Here is a 17,368-nt window from a genome sequence, read left to right on the forward strand (position 1 = left end):
AATGATGATTTAATAATTGCTCCGGATATTGGAAAAGCATCAGATATTTATATATCTAATCCATTCTCAAATAAGGATGCAGAAATATTTGGCTATAAGGGTACTTTAGAAGTCTCGGGTAATATGTCGGTCAATATTGTGCTACAACGTTTGTACAGTCAAGTTAAAGTTGAGTTTACAGACCAGGATTTATCAGCTGTAAAGAAAATTGTTCTTAACCAATTACATGAACCCTTCTTTTATAGTCCTTTTGCAACTGGCTTATTAAATCCAATTCTGGATCAGTCCGCGATTGAAATAGAAGATGATTTTCAATCGAATAAACAGGTTATATTCAATCAATTTATGGGACTGCTAAATGAAAATAAACCAGTTAACTACATTTTAAATGTTATAGGTGATGCAGGAGTGTTACAATCATTTGAATTGAGTAGTTCTCTTAAAAATAACATCCAATTGGATTTTAGAGGAAATTTATTGGAGGGCGCGCCAAATAATGTTGCTTTTAAAATCACTAAAAATGAAAATTGGGACGGTGAAAATGAGGTTAGTTTTTAGTCTGTATATATGATTAACCAATGAGGAGTTTTATGTATTACGTATGCTCCCTTACTGAAAGAATGTAGTTGCTGTATATATATTTGGTTTAAAATAGCCACATTATTTAGTGTGGCTATATCTTTTTAGTCGTTTACTGTTAATTCTCCACGAATATCTTTTTCAATCCAATAAGCCACAGCATCTTGATCTGCTAGTTCTCCTTGTAAATACATGAGCTTGGTAACTGCTGCCTCGAAGGTCATATCATAACCATTCAAAACACCTATGCTTTTCAATCCTTGACTGGTTTCGTATCTGCCTAATTCAACTGAACCTACTTTACATTGTGATATGTTAAGGATATTTTTTCCTGATTTAATTGCATCAGCTAATAAATCTAAAAACCATTTATCCGTAGTTGTATTGCCTGAACCAAATGTTTCCATAACAATGGACCTTACATCCGAATCTAAAATAGACTTAATAGTTGCAGGACTGATACCTGGAAATAATTTGAGAACAGCCACTTTATTATCTACGTGATTGTGGCAAATAAATTCTTTATCCGAATTATTCATCAAAGCATCGAAATTGTATTTCAAATGAATTCCAGCTTCAGCTAATACAGGATAATTTGGCGAACGGAATGCTTCAAATTTGGCAGAATTGTACTTAAAAGAACGGTTACCACGGAAAAGTTTATTGTCAAATAGAATACAAACTTCTTGCACGATAGATTTACCATTGTGCTTTGCACTAGCAATTTCTAAAGCAGTCATCATATTTTCACGCGCATCCGTACGTATTTCGCCAATAGGTAACTGTGAACCAGAAAAAATGACTGGTTTTTGTAGTCCTTCTAATAAGAAACTCAAAATAGAAGCTGAAAAAGCCATCGTGTCTGATCCGTGAAGAATTACAAAGCCATCATAATTATCATAGTTGTCTTTAATAATCTGTGCCATTTCAACCCAAATTTCAGGCGTCATATTGGATGAGTCTATAATCGGATTAAAAGAATGAATCGTCAGATGGTAATCCAAACGGCTTAGATCTGGAAGATTACGCTTGATGAGTTCGAAATCAAAAGGTACGAAGGTGCCAGATTCATCTTGAACCATTCCAATAGTACCTCCTGTATATATGATAAATATATTCATGACTAGATGCCAAATATGTCTATAGAATTTTGAGTAGTAATTTTAGCAATTTCTTCAATGCTTGTTTCTTGTAAATCTGCTACCTTTTGGGCTACATGAATTAAGTAAGAACTTTCATTTTCTTTGCCTCTGTAAGGAGTTGGTGCAAGATAGGGTGCATCGGTTTCCAATACGATATCTTGTAGGTTCAATTCCTTGACTACAAGGTCTAAACCTGCTTTTTTGAAAGTAACTACACCACCAATTCCTAACTTAAATCCGAGGTTGATTGCACGATGAGCTTGCTCCAAAGTTCCTGTAAAGCAATGAAAAATACCATAAAGCTTCTCGTCGTTCATTTCTTCCAAGATTTCGAATATCTCATCGAAAGCTTCACGACAGTGGATGTCAATGGGTAAACCTAAAGATTTTGCCCAATTGATTTGCGTGCGAAAAGCATCTTGTTGCCATGCTAATGTGCTTTTGTCCCAGTAGAGATCTATACCAATCTCACCAATTGCGTAAATCTTAGTATTAGCAATAGCCTGTTCTATTTTTTGTAACTCTTCTTTATAATTTTCTTTTACACTGCAAGGGTGTAGGCCTAACATGGGAAAACACATATTAGGATATGCATTAACAGTGGCCATCACTTGGGGAATCGATTCAGATTCTACATTAGGAAGAAATAATCGATGAATATTGTTTGCAATACATCTTTCGATTTGCTCCTCCATTTTATCTGTTCCTATATGATAATAGATATGTGTATGGGTGTCTGTAAGAATAGTATTTGGAATTGTCATGGCTAAAATAATGCTGTAAAAGTAATAAAATGTTAAAAAAGAATTGCTTACAAAAGAAAAAACACGATTTTGATAACAAAACCGTGTTTTTATTTTAATTATGATAATATATCAAGAGATATATTGCATTTTATTATCTTGTTGGAGCAGGAGCAGGTGTAGCTATAGAATCTGTTTTTGGTGCTGTTCCTTTGATAATGTCAACTAATTCTACATCGAAAATAAGTGGCGCATAAGGAGGGATACCACCTTGAGGCTGACCATTCGAACCGTACGCTAATTTTGAAGGAATAATTAATGTTGCTTTACCGCCTTTGCTTAATAATTGAAGACCTTCAACCCAAGCAGGGATAACTGGATCCACACCTAATGCAAATTTGATAGGTTCAAATGTGCGCATTGGGTTAACTGGAAGTTTCGCTTTGTCTGCTTCTTCTTTGATTGAAGTATCGAATACTTTACCGTGAGTCAATTTACCTACGTAGTTAACTTTTACAGTATCACCGATTGCTGGCTTAGCACCTTTACCTTCTTCTTTAATTACATATTGTAAATCAGAAGCTGTTTTCTTAGGCTCTAATTTGTTGTCTTTTACATAGCTTTCGATTTTACCAGCTTCAGCTTTTTCTAAGTTAGCGATCAACTCTCTGTAATATTTATCTAATTCTACGTGAGCGATTGAATCAGGTAATTCTGCTTTTTTGAAGTGTTTTCTAACTTTGATAGTAAAAGTTAAGAATTTGTCACCAATTGGAAGTTTTGGTTGACCAGATTTAGCAGCCATAGTATCTAAGTTTAGACGGAATACAGCGCTATCACCTTCACCTAAATATTTGAACATAGAAGAATAGCTACCTTTGTAGTTTCCAGCAATAGTGTCAGGAACTACGTTTACGTATTGAGGTAAACCGATATCGTATGTGCTTTGAATCAAAGAGTCATTTCTGTCTGAAGTCACGATCATGTCCACAAATAAGTGGTCACCATCTGTAGCTTTAACAGCACCTTCGTCTTTTACGATTTTGTATTCAAGACCGCCTTCCGCTTTCTTAAAATTCTGACATGAAGTAGCGAATAATCCTACTGCAGCAGCTAATAAAAATATTGATTTTTTCATTTTATTGATTAATACTTATTTACTTATTAATAATTCTGAATATTCAGGTAAAATTGATTTAAATTTATTCACAACAGATGCTAATTCATCCGAAGAACTTCCTCCAGATGCATTTAAGTGACCTCCTCCATTAAAATATTTTTTACATATCTCATTACAAGGTACTTCACCGATCGAACGCAAAGATAGTTTAATTAATTCGGTTCTGTCAACAAATAATGCAGCAAGACGAATTCCTTTGATTGAAAGGGCATAATTTACTAACCCTTCAGTATCCCCTGTTGTAATTTCAAACTGTGCTAAATCTTCTTTTGAAATCGCAAATAGCGCTGTGTTGTATTCAGGAATAACTTCTAAACAATTTAAAAGACAGTAGCCTAAAAATTTAAGTCTACGCTCTGTGGAACTGTTGTAAATATGTTCGTGAATTTCCCAATTGCGTGCACCAGCATCAATTAAACTTGCAATAATATGGTGTACAGCCGAAGTTGTCGATCTAAAACGAAAAGAGCCTGTATCTGTCATAATACCTGCATAAAGACAGGTCGCAATATCAGCATCAATCTGAGCGGACCCCTGACAAACCTCCGCAATGAAAGTATAAATCAGTTGTGCCGTTGCAGCTGCATTAGAATCCCAGTACGTTAATTGCGCGAACTCTTCAGGATCTAAATGATGGTCTACCATCCATTTTTGACCCTTTGCATTCGCAATCACTGGTTCTAAAATATTGGTGCGCGATAAAGCACTATAATCTAGACAGAAGATAATTTCTGCTTCTTCGATTAACTGTTTAGCAAGTTCTGGTTTTTCAGGATAAGCAATTACCTCTTGACGACCAGGCATCCAGTCCAAAAATGTTGGAAAATCTGAGGATACCACCACAGATACATCATGATTATTCTGTTTAAGCCAATGGTATAAGCCTAATGAAGACCCTAATGCATCACCATCTGGTTTGTGGTGAGTAGTAATGGCAATTCGTCTAGGTTTGGTTAGTAATTGTAAATTATCTTCTCCTTGTAACATATTTTTATTAAGAATACAAACGTACAAATAATTAGTGTCTACCTCAAATTATTTTTGATGCTTGAAAGCATACAATTTTTTGTCTCTGCGCATGCACAAAAGATACGTTTCACTGTTGTAATTTATTTTTCCATAGTAGAAAAGAGGTTGTCCTTCAACAGGAAAACCTTCGACTATTGTGCCATTGTCACCAAAAAGATACAGCAGATTGGTTGCTTTGGAGGCAACACCTATTAGATGATCATTTGATTTAGCATTTTTGAAAAACTGAGGCTTATCATCAATACTTTTCGTGAAATGATATTCGAAAAGAGGTTTGAATGAGCTATGCTCATAGCCACTAATTTTGTTATCGGAAATCAAAATAAATTCTGGAACTGAAGAGCTATTTATGTTTGCAAATGCGCCATAATACTTCTCTTCGTGGCGTTCTATTTTTACTTCTGATTGTATTTTATCTAATCCAATTCTATAAAGAATAGATTTATTGTCATAAGCAAGAAATTCAAACGAATTATTACCTAAATCTATCACTCCAATAGGCGTTTTAAATTCTATATCCCCAGGTAGGTCAATTTCTTTCTTTAAGGATCCATTATTATTCAATAGATAAATGCGCCCGTAAGAAGTAGCGATTACAAAATCTGAGCCTACATTATGGATACTTCCTAAAATATTTCCTTGTATATCTGGGTTGTTCCAATCATCTACACGATTTCCTTCTTGGCTATATGCAAGAATCCTATTACGTGTAGGTACCAGCAGCACATATTTGTTTTGTACTTTGGCCACGAGCGGGGCTGCTATGGGTTCCTCTGCGATTCCAGTAGAAAATCCTTTTAATGTTTTTCCAAAAGTATCGATACGATACAATCTATTTTTGTCCGTTACAAATATAATGCTGCGGTCTGTTAATTGTTGCATTTCACCGACTATTCGTCCAGATATAACGGCAGACCACAATTTATTGCCTGAAGGATGTATCGCGTGAAGCGTATGATCTAATTCCTGAATCAAGATCATTTGACTGGTATCCGATTGTTCGAAAACATAAGGTGCAGTGATAGCTTTATCATTTAGCTGGTAAGTCCATTCTGCTGTGCTTCCTAGCGCATTTTTGCTTTTGTACAAAGCATAGATTTGAGACGAAAGGCTTCCTGCATTACCCGATAACTGTAATGACCAAGAATAAAAGTCTTGGAACCCGTAGTTTTCCTTATCTCTAAAATTTGCTTGATAATGTCTAGGTAACGAATATAAAATTTTTGAAAAAGCATTTTTATTGTGCACAAAGAGCGTAACATTCGCTTCATTTCCTTGTAATTTTTCGAAATTTTTGAAACCTAAAGTTCCTGTCAACAAGTCTTTTCGACGAAAATCATTTAAATATTGACGTAATTCATTGCTGGAATTAGATAGCACCAAAACATCATCTACACGTGCTACATAAGGACGTGACATGTTTTTGAAAGCTTCACCATATAACGCGTAAGGAATGTTCGCGTTTCTAAAACGGTAAATATTATCATTCGAGTCTTCCAATAATCTATTCGCCACTTCTATCCAAGCCGCAGTGTCACTTACAGCTATAAAAGCAATATGTGTTTGATTAGTTTGCTCAACTAAAGCAAAATCGTGCTGCAAAACTGATGGCAATTTACTTAGTGAAGAACTACTATCTTGTAAAGATTCTAATGCCGTTTGAATTTTTTTTGTTTCCTCACGCGCTTCGAAATATTCGTGAAGATCTGTCGAAAACTTAGGGTAATTGCTGATGCTATATTCCATGAATACCGCTGTATTGGCGGGGAAGTAATTGTATAATCGCTGTGTTTTTTTAGACTGATTACGGAACAAGGCTATATAGTTCCCTCTAGATTTATCCACTTCACTTTCGCCTGTAAGCATTAAAGCATCTTGCTTAAAATTAATATTCCAAGCGGATTGGCCCTCTAATCCAGCAAATTGATCCGCAAAAATTCCTTTTTGTCTCTGTTGGAAATGCTTAATAACATTTGGATATTGCTGATGGGGAAAATAAACACTTAAAGGGGTATTACGCGAATTATTTTTGATAAAGTAATCAATCTGATTTTCGGATAATTTAGGTTTGCTTTTATCCAAAATAGAAAGTAAGGTGCTTTTTGAATACGAAGCAAAAATTAAATGCTCATAGTACGTGGTGTACAATGTAGTATCTGGATTGCCAAAACTAAATGATGTTATCTTATTACCTAAGGTATCTGTTGAAGCAATTTTGTATGTTTTACTATATTCATTTAGGAGTGAAGTGAAATCACTTTCTTCAATATTTGTTGAGGTTGGAATTATAAATAATGTGTTTAAGGAATCTGCTTCTTGGTGAAAAGAAATAAACACATCCTGATTTTCGATAAATTCGTACAATGCTTCATGGCGAAGAATCTGGTTTTTGTATTTTTTTATCAGTTCTATTTCTTTTTTGCCAATAAGAGCATCGAACAAATCAAAGTCTTTGAAAATATTATCCGTTACTTCGTCATTTTTGATAGAAGCAATTAAAAAAGTGTTCTCTGGTAAATATTTTAAAGGTTTTAGCGTGTTATGTTGTTCTTTATTGATATCACGAAAATAATAGATGGAAGCAGCGATCACCCCAATAAATAACAGCACCGTAACAATAATCGTATTCCTCATTTTACAAACCTAATTATTTACAATTTTGAAAAGAAACGAAAGAGACAAAAACATTATTTCTGTGGTGTTTTAGTCTGTATTTTTTGTACATTTATGACTGTATTAACTGAAAATATTTTTTTGTATAGCTATTAATGAATAAACAAATCATTCTAACAGCCTCATTTTTTGGAGTAATAGCTGTGATTTTAGGAGCTTTTGGTGCACACGGTTTAGAAGGTAAAATTAGCGAATACCATATTGATACGTGGAAAACTGCGAATCAATATCATTTTTACCATACTTTTGCTTTATTGTTTTTATCGACTTTTTCTCGTGCCAAAAGTCAGTCTATTCGTGTTTCTTTTATCTTTTTTACGATAGGGATTTTGTTGTTTTCAGGATCACTTTATCTGTTAAGTGTACGAGAACTGTTAGGTATTACAAAAATCTCCATTCTTGGCCCTATTACACCATTAGGAGGCTTATGCTTCATTATTGGATGGGTAGGATTATTTATTGCAGCTTTGAAGAATAGAGCATAATATTATGAACTAAAATATTAAGCCTCTGATAAATGCTATCAGGGGCTTTTTCGTTACATTTGTGCATATGTCGAGTCCAGATTTATTTGCAGAACGAAAAACTTATTTTGTAGAAGTCATCTTGCCGTTGGCTATTGCCAAAACGTATACTTATCGTGTTCCTTTTGAATTGAATGATAAAATAGGAATAGGAATACGTGTTATTGTGCAATTTGGGCGAAATAAAGTGTATTCTGCTATTGTCAAACATATATCAACAGAACCGCCTGAGAAATATGAAGCTAAATATATTTTGGATGTGGTGGATGACTATGCTATTGTAGATGAGGGACAATTGAAGTTGTGGGATTGGATAGCGGATTATTATATGTGTCATTTGGGCGAAGTGATGCAAGCAGCATTGCCCGCTGCGTTGAAAATGGCTTCTGAAACGAAGATTATTGCAGTAGATAATGAAGAATTAGACCGTTCTGAACTTTCGGATAAAGCATTTTTAGTCTTAGATGCGCTGGATGTTGCTGGCGAATTATCTGTTGGTGACGTATCTAAGATTCTGGGTCAGAAATCCGTTTTCCCCTTATTGAAATCTTTGTTTGAAAAAGGATTTATCCAAATTTCGGAAGAAATCAAAGAACGTTATAAACCGAAAACCAAAGCTTTTTTGCGTTTAGCATCAATTTATAATGATGATGAAGGCAAAAGAATCTTATTGGATAGCTTAAATAGAGCGCCAAAGCAACAGGATGCTGTTTTGGGATTTTTACAATTGACCAAAAAGCAGGGGGATATTTCCCGTCAGGATTTAATGGAAGCAACAGGATGCGGAACAGGAGCTATTACTTCTTTAATTGATAAGGGAGTCTTTGAGGTCAAAGAAAAAGTAGTAAGCCGTTTTCAAGGTATGGATGTACTGCTGACAAAAGAATTTACTTTTAGTGAAATTCAGGAAAAAGCTTTTGACGATATCAATAAGCACTTTGAACAAAAAGATGTGGTTTTGTTGCATGGAGTAACAGCTTCGGGCAAAACACAGATTTATATAAGAATGATAGAGCAGGCATTGGCTTCGGGCAAGAATGCCTTGTATTTATTACCAGAGATTGCTTTAACCACACAAATTACCGAAAGACTAAAATTGCATTTTGGAAATGATTTGGGTGTATATCACTCCAAATTTAATGACAATGAGCGTGCAGAAGTGTGGCATAAGGTCATTAAAAATGATTTTAAGATAGTAGTAGGCGCACGTTCCTCGGTGTTTTTGCCATTTCGGGATTTGGGATTAATTATTGTGGACGAAGAACATGAAAATTCATATAAGCAATATGACCCAGCTCCGCGTTATCATGCGCGCGATACAGCTATTTACTTAGCACATTTACATCATGCCAAAGTATTGTTGGGGTCTGCTACACCTTCGGTGGAAAGTTATTACAATGCCAAAGCCAATAAATATGGTCTAGTGGAATTGTTGCAACGCTTTGGGGAAGCCCAATTACCCGAAATAGAAATTGTCAATATTCCGGAAGCTACCCGAAAAGAAGAAATGCATTCGTATTTCAGTGCCAGCTTGTTGAAAGGAATTGAAGAGGCTGTTGCCAAAAAAGAACAGGTTATCTTATTTCAAAATCGACGTGGACACACCCCTTTTGTGCAGTGCAGTACCTGTGGTTATGTGGCCAAATGTGTCAATTGTGATGTGAGTTTGACCTATCACAAGTCTTCCAATCTTTTGCATTGTCACTATTGCGGACATTCGGAGAACACGGTGAATGTCTGCCCAGCTTGTGGAATGCCGCATATGGAAAGCAAAGGTTTTGGTACGGAGAGGGTAGAAGAGGAGCTGGAAATCTTGATGCCTGACTTGCGTATTGGACGATTGGATTTGGATTCGACGAAAGGAAAATATGGATTTGACCGAATAATTTCAGCTTTTGATGACCATGAATACGATGTGCTTATCGGTACGCAGATGGTTGCTAAAGGATTGGATTTTGGTCGGGTGAGTTTGATTGGGATATTAAATGCAGACACAATTATCAATTTCCCTGAATTCCGTGCGTACGAAAGAGCATTTTCTTTATTCTCTCAAGTAGCAGGTCGAGCTGGTCGTCGTCAAGACCAAGGTAAAGTTATAATCCAAACCTATACTCCGAATCATCGTGTTATCGAGCAGGTCGTCCATCACGATTATAGTGGTATGTTTATGCAGGAAGTGACCGAGCGAAAAAACTTTTCATATCCGCCCTTCTATCGGATTATTAAAATAGATGTAAAGCATCCAGATCAGCAGCAGACTTTAGATTCAGCACAAAAACTCGCGAATCTATTACGTGCTTCGTTAGGAAATAGAATCTTAGGCCCAGAGCCTCCTTTAGTATCTCGAGTCAGGAATCATTATATTCAGACGATCACACTTAAAATTGAACGCACAAATATCAGCATCAATAAAGTTAAAGAACTTATTCGTACAGCTCTATTACATTTTGAATTGGATAAGCATAATGCTAAAGTAAGAACGGTAATTGATGTAGACCCCTATTAAATAGAAAGAGCGAGTTTAAACTCGCTCTTTCTGTTATAAGTTAACTTTTGAAATTTTAAAAGGTTTCTTTACGGCTTTGTGTGCTGCTTGTTTAGCAATTTGAGCTTGTAGATCCGTAACTTTTTCTGGTTTATAGCTGTTTTTACGTACATCTTTTCCAAATAACTTTTCGTACCAAGTACAAGCAGCAGTGAAGCGACCATAGTTTAATTCTAAATGGTAACCGTCACGTGTGTAGGTGTCGCCCTGAGTAGAAGTGCGCGCATTTTGAATGGCTGTGCCTGCAGGAATTACCATCACAAAATCCTTCATTTTATTAATTTTCTTTGTGGCATGTACAATTTCAGTATACATTTTGGATTGATTGTTGTCGTAATTTGCAAACCCTCCATGCTTAGAATCGTGTTGATAAGCCCAAGTTTGGTGATACAATAATTTTGTATGTGGCTTTTTCAAGTATTTTACATAAGTTATAAGTTCTGGCAAGTCTTTCATTATAACATCATATTGTCCAGAATAAGGACTTGCTTGCTGCAGACTAATATAATCCCAATTTTCGTCTGCGATAGCTTGGGAAATACTCACATCTTTTGTTGTTACCTTTTTGCCGTCTAGACCTACCTTTCGATAGGAATAAGAAGCCTTATCATCTCTAGAGTTTTTTACATGCAACTCTATGGAAGCACCGCCAATATACATATTGCCAATAATAATTTGTTGTCCATCGGCTTTTGCTAAATCATGTAGATAATTTTCTATACCATCTTCGGAAAAACTATTTCCAATAGCCAAGATTTTAAGAACTTTTTCTTGAGCCGAACTGTCAAATGTTAAAAAGGCAAGAGCAAATAAAAGGGAAAGAATTTTTTTCATAGTGTAAATGTATGCTGTTTATAAGATCTGTAAGAGTTTTAAGACTTCATTGGTGACTATTTCTCTTCCTGCGGCAAATTTCCTCGTGTTTTTTTGATCCTCAGGTTCTACATTAAGTGCAAAATAGAAGACAGAAGGATTTTTGTCTACGATGCCAACAAACCACCCGTTGTTGTGGTAATTGTCTTGTGACCAACCTGTTTTAGCAAAGTATTTGTAAGTTTCGGTATTTTCTTTTTCGAAAATGCGAATCATTTTGTCATATGTAGAATTCAGAATAGGAAGTTTCTTAGTGTAAAGTCGCTGCAGAAATTCGATTTGTTCAAAAGGGGTAATGCGAGATTTACCTTCAATCCAAAAATTATCAATGGTGCTTTCATTCACATCCATATTGCTGTAATGCAATTTGTTTAGATAAGATTTCATGCGTTTCACTCCGATATGTCGTGCCACTTCTTGATAGCAGGGTAAACAAGAGGCATGGAAAGCTTCGCGAACAGTCATGTTTTTTTCCCATGTTTCAAAAGCTCTTTTTTGTCCATCCCAGCGCATAGAATCGTTTTCGTCCTTCAGAACACTTGTTTCTAAAGCAATAATAGAATTTACGATTTTGAAAGTGCTTGCTGGTAAGTATCCTTTTTCTGCTAATTCGAAGTTATTGGAATAGTATGTTTTATTTTTAGCATCAAAAACCAAAATTGTTCCTTTTAGATCTTGTTCTGCAAAGAATTTTTCTATTTCGCTTTTAAACTCATCACTGCGTTTGACATTATTTCCTTGGAAATCACATCCGAAAAAAAGAAACAAAACTAACGGTAGAAAATAGCGCATGATCATAAGATTTTATAAATTTATGAAATTACCTATTAAAAACTAGAAACCCTAAAATATGAATCAAAAATCTAAACCTATTGGCTTCGAATTAATTGTATTTATTCTTTAATAATATGGTCAAACAATGGTATTTTTGAAGGACGATGGCATACAAATTCATAGATAATTATAGAGAGAAGGGCGCAAGGAATAAGCTGGTGAAGCATCTAGAAAGTAGAGGTATACAAGATAAACGTGTACTCGAAGCTATCGCAAAAGTACCTCGTCACTTCTTTTTTGACGAGACATTTTGGAATCAAGCCTACAAAGACATAGCCTTTCCAATCGGAGATGGACAGACGATTTCACAACCTTATACAGTGGCTTATCAATCTGAATTATTACACGTAAAAAAGGGCGATAAAGTTCTTGAAATTGGTACAGGGTCAGGTTATCAAACTTGTATTTTGATGGAGTTGGGGGCTGAAGTTTATACTATTGAGCGTCAAGAAAATTTGTACCAACGTACGATTCAAGTATTACCTTATATGGGATACAAACCCAATTTTTTCTTAGGGGATGGCTCTAAGGGCATTCCGGAACATGCTCCATATGATAAAATCATCGTGACTGCAGGAGCTCCTTTTGTACCCGAAATCATGCTGAAGCAACTCAAGCTTGGCGGATTATTGGTTATTCCGGTAGGAGATGAGAAATCGCAGAAGATGGTGACCATACTGCGTATTGGAGAAAATGATTTCGAACGCATTGAATTGGATACATTCCGCTTTGTTCCTTTGGTGGGTGATAAAGCCTGGTAAATTCTCTCTGCATTTGAATTCTTCTATGGCTTTTGCCTATCTTTAGCCCTAATGAAGGCATTCTACGAACAAAATATTCAACAGACGAAACAAGAACTTATCGTTCTAGAGAAAAGTATCAACCGCAATAGTCTTATGCGCTTAGCACTAATATTAATTGGTGCTACTGCCTTATTCCAGATATTTCAGCTCAATAATATTTGGATTTTATTGTTGGCAGTTTTTGCGATAGTTTTAGGCTTTGCGTATTTGGTGTTGCGTCAAAGTAAGCTGGAAAAAGTGCGTGATGAGAAGAAAGCTTTTCTTCAAGTGAATGAGAATGAAGTGCATATAGAGGCAGGTGCAGAAAATATGTATGTAGATGGGGCGGAATATGAAGATGGAAAACATGCTTACAGTTCGGATCTAGATATTTTTGGTCCAAAATCCTTGTTTGCTTTAGTAAATCGAACGGCAACGAATGATGGTGTGTCTTTGCTGGCATCGTGGTTTTTAAGCCCTTCTTCAAAAAAAGCTATTTTGGAAAGACAGGAAGCCAGTGCTGAACTTTCATCCAAAAAAGAATGGACACAACTTTTGCAAACCAAATTGTTGTTTAATCTGGGACAAAAAGTCAATATCAAAACTTTCTTAACGCGTTACATGGAAGATCAAGCTTTACAGTTTGGTTCTTCATTTATGCGTATTTATGTGAAAATTGCCCCTTTGCTATTTGTCTTAGGTGTACTGATATCGGTATTTGTAATTCCAGTTTGGAATTATATGCTACTCCTGGCAATTGTTCATTTGATTTGGTCAATGGCGTTGGGAGGTAAAGTTTCTTACTTTTCTAGTCGTATTGACAAAATTGGAGTGACGTTGATCGCTTATTCGGATGCGGTAAAGATGGTAGAAGAGGAACAATTTGCGGCTTCTTTAAATCAAAGGCTACAATCCGAACTTAAGACCAATAAACAGGAGAATTTATCCACAGCTTTTAAACATTTGGGTAGTTTGGTAGATAAGTTGGATGCGCGGAATAATATATTAATAGGTTCTATTCTGAATATGCTCTTGCTTTGGGATTTCAAACAAGTCTTAGCCATTGTTGATTGGAAGAAAAACTATGAAGGTAACGTGCTTAAGGCTTTCGATATTATCGCTGAGTTTGAAGCTTTAATTAGTTTGGCTATTTTAAAAAGTAATAATGCGACTTGGGCGACGCCTACAATTTTGGAAAATCCACAGACAGATAGAATCCAAGCAATAGCAATAAATCATCCTTTAATTAGTCAGGAAGTAGCAGTTGCTAATACATATGATGCACGAGATCACCAGTTGGCTTTAATTACTGGTTCAAATATGGCGGGTAAAAGTACGTTTTTGCGTACAATAGGAATCAATGCCGTTTTGGCTTATGCCGGAGCAGTGGTTTGTGCAGTACAATTTTCATTACCAATTTATAGCTTGGTGAGTTACATGCGTATTAAGGATAGTTTAAATGAAAGTACGTCAACATTTAAGGCAGAACTAGATCGTATGAAATTTATCTTAGAGAAATTGGCTACCGATCCAAATACATTTGTATTAATAGATGAAATGTTGAGAGGCACAAATTCTGTGGATAAGTATTTAGGTTCTAAAGCCATAATCCGTAAAATCTTAGACATTGAAGGAAAGGGTATTGTTGCTACACATGACTTGCAATTGGCTTCTTTAGAAGAAGAATATGTAGGAAAATTGAAAAATTTCCATTTTGATATTCAGGTACACGATGGCGAAATGTTATTTGATTATAAGTTGAAAAATGGAAAATGTACGATTTTTAATGCCTCTCTTTTGCTTAAAGGTATAGGCGTGGACGTGCAAAACGTTTAGAAATTGTACTTTTGTGCAAATAAAAATAAAAAATGACTTTAGAAGAAAGAATAGATCAGGCAGAGACGCGAGTATGTACTACAGTATTCCCGTTTTTGACGAATCACCACGACACCTTATTTGGAGGGAAAGCTATGGCGATTATGGATGAGGTTTCGTTTATGGCAGCTACACGTTTTTGTCGTAAACGTTTAGTTACCGTGTCTTCAGATAAAATTAATTTTGAAAAAGCGATTCCTTCCGGAAGTATTATAGAGGCTATTGCAAGAGTAGAAAGTGTAGGACGTACAAGTTTAAAAGTGAAAGTAGAAATCTACTTAGAGCACATGTATGAGGATGGAAGAGAACTTGCTATTCAAGGGATGTTTACATTTGTTGCACTCGATGATGAGAAGAAGCCTATTCCAGTGTTAGAAGGATTAGATGTTACAGCATAAAAATAAGGCGGTCAATTAATTATTGACCGCCTTATTTTTAAATACTTATTCTTGAAAGTCTATTTCTTTGGCCCAAAAACATTTCCTACCATCGTCATCGCGCATCTAAAGCCTGTCATGGCGTTGGATTCATCTTGTTGCATATGACGTCGTGTTCCAGGGTTTAGCCAATAAGCACGATCATTCCACGAGCCACCTTTGAATACTCTAGATTTGTCATTCACTAATGTAGTTTTGCCATAAAGTTCTTTTTGTTCTTCGTCTTTGAAACCACGAACATCATTATTATATGTTGTTTCTGTAGAATTTCCTGATTGAGCTGCTTGCAATTCTTCCCAGGTTTGTTTTCTTGGTGCTTTAGCGGCAAGTTTTACAGGTCTTCCATATTGGTCTTTTGCTAATTTACCCGTTTCAGAATCCTCGTATTGATTATCCAGAAAGACATGACCACGATAAGGATTAAAATCATCAAAATCTTCAAATGAAAGTTGACGATAGACGTCACTTACCCATTCGTTGACATTTCCAGCCATATTGTACAATCCAAAATCGTTAGGCTGATAACTTTTCACTGGAACGGTGATATCGCCACCATCATTTAGGTTGCCTGCTACCCCCATATTGTTACCACTAGTGATTTTGAAGTTCGCCATCATACGACCTTGTGTGCGACGTTTGTGATCGCGAACACCTAATCCATTCCAAGGATAAGTTTTATTGGACTCTATATTTCCTTCAAACGTATTACCAATTAACCCTAATGCGGCGTATTCCCACTCTGCTTCTGTTGGCAGACGATACGCTTGTTTCAAAATCCCATCTTCCATGCGCACTGTACGACGAGCATTTTGTTGCGCGCCAGGACGATTATCTTTAGGCATTTTATTTCCATCAATGCCCTGTCCTTGATATTGTCCATTTAAGTAAATATCCGAATTGAAAGGAGGGTTTTGCTGTTGTTGCTGACTTACGGTGCGGTAATCAGCCAATACACCTCTTTGTCTCAAAATATGTTCATTCACTCTATCCGTACGCCACTGCGCGTAAGCATTTGCTTGTTCCCAAGTGACACCCACTACAGGGTAGTCTTGAAAAGAAGGATGGCGCAAGTAAAAATTAACATAAGGTTCGTTGTAAGATAGCGGATTTCGCCACACCAAAGTATCAGGTAAGGCGTCATAATACATTTTACGATCTTGAGGGAAATTCTGTCCAATCCAATGCAAATATTCTAACCAATCCGCGTTCGAAACTTCTGTCTCATCAATATAAAATGAAGCAACTGTTACTCGACGTTTCAAATTATCATGCGCATAGGCAATATCTTCGTTAAGGCTGCCTCCCATTACGAAAGTTCCTCCTTCAATTGCAATCAGTCCAGGACCTGGAGCTTCTTTTACTTTTCGATTTATCTGAAGTCCTCCATTATAAGGATCGTTGTATTTTACACCAGTTTTATCAGATACATTTTTTCGATTGCTTTTACAGGAATAAAAGCTAACAAGGCTAGTGGAAATGAATAGTGCAGCTATAACTATACGCAATTTATGCATAATTGGATCTAATTGGATTAATAGTAACACCCAAAAATATAAATAATTTTATAATAGAGAGAAAACCTTGATTAGAAATTTGTTGCATTTATTTAGAATGTACAAAGATGCTCTTAGATATGTCGTTATTTACTTTTTAAAACCTTAATTTCGTCTCATTATGAAAATTAAAGTAGGATTTGGTTTTGATGTTCATCAAATGAAAGAAGGGCATCCTTTTATAGTTGGAGGTGTGCAGTTGGAGCATCATTCTGGAGCGTTTGGTCATTCGGATGCCGATGTTTTGGTACATGCAATATGTGATGCTATTTTGGGGGCAGCGAATTTGGAAGATATAGGCTATCATTTCCCCAATACAGACATGAAATGGAAGGGCGTAAGTAGTCTTATTTTATTAAAAGAATGTATTCGTTTGATTACGGAAAAAGGATGGACTTTAGGAAATATCGATGCGATGCTTTGTTTGGAAGCTCCTAAAATCAAACCTTATATTCCGCAAATGAAAGAAAAACTTGCAGAAGTTACTGGTTTGGATATCGATGATATTTCTATTAAGGCCACTACAAACGAGACGATGGGATTTGTCGGACGTCAAGAAGGTGTCGTAGCATACGCAGTTTGTTTGATTCAGAAATAGC

The 17,368-nt window shown here is 35.9% G+C and carries 14 protein-coding genes and 1 pseudogene; 7 read left to right on the top strand and 8 right to left on the bottom strand.

What is annotated here, in order from left to right:
• Window positions 1-558: pseudogene (locus G5B32_RS12335) on the top strand (hypothetical protein); the annotation flags it as partial.
• A 125-nt stretch (window positions 559-683) separates the two neighbouring features.
• Here the strand turns inward: G5B32_RS12335 and G5B32_RS12340 are convergent.
• The 5 genes from G5B32_RS12340 to G5B32_RS12360 all read right to left on the bottom strand — a co-directional run bounded on the left by G5B32_RS12340 (window position 684) and on the right by G5B32_RS12360 (window position 7,307).
• Window positions 684-1,700, bottom strand: coding sequence for an asparaginase (locus G5B32_RS12340; protein ID WP_165291836.1), 1,017 nt, complete (start codon window positions 1,698-1,700; stop codon window positions 684-686).
• A 2-nt stretch (window positions 1,701-1,702) separates the two neighbouring features.
• A complete protein-coding gene (locus G5B32_RS12345; protein WP_165291837.1) occupies window positions 1,703-2,485 on the bottom strand; it encodes a TatD family hydrolase in 783 nt (260 codons plus the stop codon).
• A gap of 133 nt (window positions 2,486-2,618) precedes the next feature.
• A complete protein-coding gene (locus G5B32_RS12350) occupies window positions 2,619-3,602 on the bottom strand; it encodes an FKBP-type peptidyl-prolyl cis-trans isomerase (protein ID WP_165291838.1) in 984 nt (327 codons plus the stop codon).
• A 15-nt stretch (window positions 3,603-3,617) separates the two neighbouring features.
• Window positions 3,618-4,631 (bottom strand): DHH family phosphoesterase, encoded by a 1,014-nt coding sequence (locus G5B32_RS12355; protein ID WP_165291839.1) that lies wholly within the window; start codon window positions 4,629-4,631, stop codon window positions 3,618-3,620.
• Between the two features lie 48 nt (window positions 4,632-4,679).
• Window positions 4,680-7,307 carry a hypothetical protein gene (locus G5B32_RS12360; protein WP_165291840.1) on the bottom strand — a complete coding sequence of 876 codons (2,628 nt, stop codon included), beginning with the start codon at window positions 7,305-7,307 and terminating at the stop codon, window positions 4,680-4,682.
• Between the two features lie 134 nt (window positions 7,308-7,441).
• On the opposite strand from G5B32_RS12360, the gene G5B32_RS12365 reads away from it, so the two are divergent.
• Together G5B32_RS12365 and priA are read left to right on the top strand one after the other, a co-directional pair.
• Entirely contained in the window at window positions 7,442-7,831 is a 390-nt protein-coding gene (locus G5B32_RS12365; RefSeq protein WP_165291841.1) for a DUF423 domain-containing protein, read from the top strand.
• Window positions 7,832-7,898: 67 nt separating this feature from the next.
• Window positions 7,899-10,376: a primosomal protein N' gene (gene priA, locus G5B32_RS12370; RefSeq protein ID WP_165291842.1), complete on the top strand. Its 2,478-nt coding sequence runs from the start codon at window positions 7,899-7,901 to the stop codon at window positions 10,374-10,376.
• A 33-nt stretch (window positions 10,377-10,409) separates the two neighbouring features.
• Here the strand turns inward: priA and G5B32_RS12375 are convergent, their stop codons facing one another.
• Entirely contained in the window at window positions 10,410-11,249 is an 840-nt protein-coding gene (locus tag G5B32_RS12375; RefSeq protein ID WP_165291843.1) for a DUF4886 domain-containing protein, read from the bottom strand.
• Window positions 11,250-11,267: 18 nt separating this feature from the next.
• Window positions 11,268-12,080: a class D beta-lactamase gene (gene blaOXA / locus G5B32_RS12380; protein WP_165291844.1), complete on the bottom strand. Its 813-nt coding sequence runs from the start codon at window positions 12,078-12,080 to the stop codon at window positions 11,268-11,270.
• Between the two features lie 146 nt (window positions 12,081-12,226).
• Between blaOXA and G5B32_RS12385 the strand changes: the two genes are divergently transcribed.
• Genes G5B32_RS12385 through G5B32_RS12395 form a run of 3 tightly spaced genes read left to right on the top strand, consistent with a single transcriptional unit; the run spans window position 12,227 to window position 15,177 of the window.
• The gene (locus G5B32_RS12385; RefSeq protein ID WP_165291845.1) at window positions 12,227-12,883 is read left to right on the top strand and encodes a protein-L-isoaspartate(D-aspartate) O-methyltransferase; all 657 of its coding nucleotides are present in this window, start codon (window positions 12,227-12,229) and stop codon (window positions 12,881-12,883) included.
• Window positions 12,884-12,934: 51 nt separating this feature from the next.
• Window positions 12,935-14,740, top strand: coding sequence for a MutS-related protein (locus tag G5B32_RS12390; RefSeq protein ID WP_165291846.1), 1,806 nt, complete (start codon window positions 12,935-12,937; stop codon window positions 14,738-14,740).
• Between the two features lie 32 nt (window positions 14,741-14,772).
• On the top strand, window positions 14,773-15,177 hold the full coding sequence (locus G5B32_RS12395; RefSeq protein WP_165291847.1) for an acyl-CoA thioesterase: 405 nt from the start codon (window positions 14,773-14,775) through the stop codon (window positions 15,175-15,177).
• 59 nt (window positions 15,178-15,236) lie between these two features.
• Here G5B32_RS12395 and G5B32_RS12400 read toward each other — a convergent pair whose 3' ends face one another.
• A complete protein-coding gene (locus G5B32_RS12400) occupies window positions 15,237-16,730 on the bottom strand; it encodes an SUMF1/EgtB/PvdO family nonheme iron enzyme (protein ID WP_165291848.1) in 1,494 nt (497 codons plus the stop codon).
• A gap of 160 nt (window positions 16,731-16,890) precedes the next feature.
• Between G5B32_RS12400 and ispF the strand changes: the two genes are divergently transcribed.
• Window positions 16,891-17,367, top strand: a complete 477-nt coding sequence (gene ispF / locus G5B32_RS12405) for a 2-C-methyl-D-erythritol 2,4-cyclodiphosphate synthase (RefSeq protein ID WP_165291849.1) — start codon at window positions 16,891-16,893, stop codon at window positions 17,365-17,367.
• The last annotated feature ends 1 nt before the right edge of the window (window position 17,368 follow it).

Origin of the sequence: Sphingobacterium sp. SGL-16 (assembly GCF_011043515.1) — a bacterium.
Taxonomy (GTDB): domain Bacteria; phylum Bacteroidota; class Bacteroidia; order Sphingobacteriales; family Sphingobacteriaceae; genus Sphingobacterium; species Sphingobacterium litopenaei.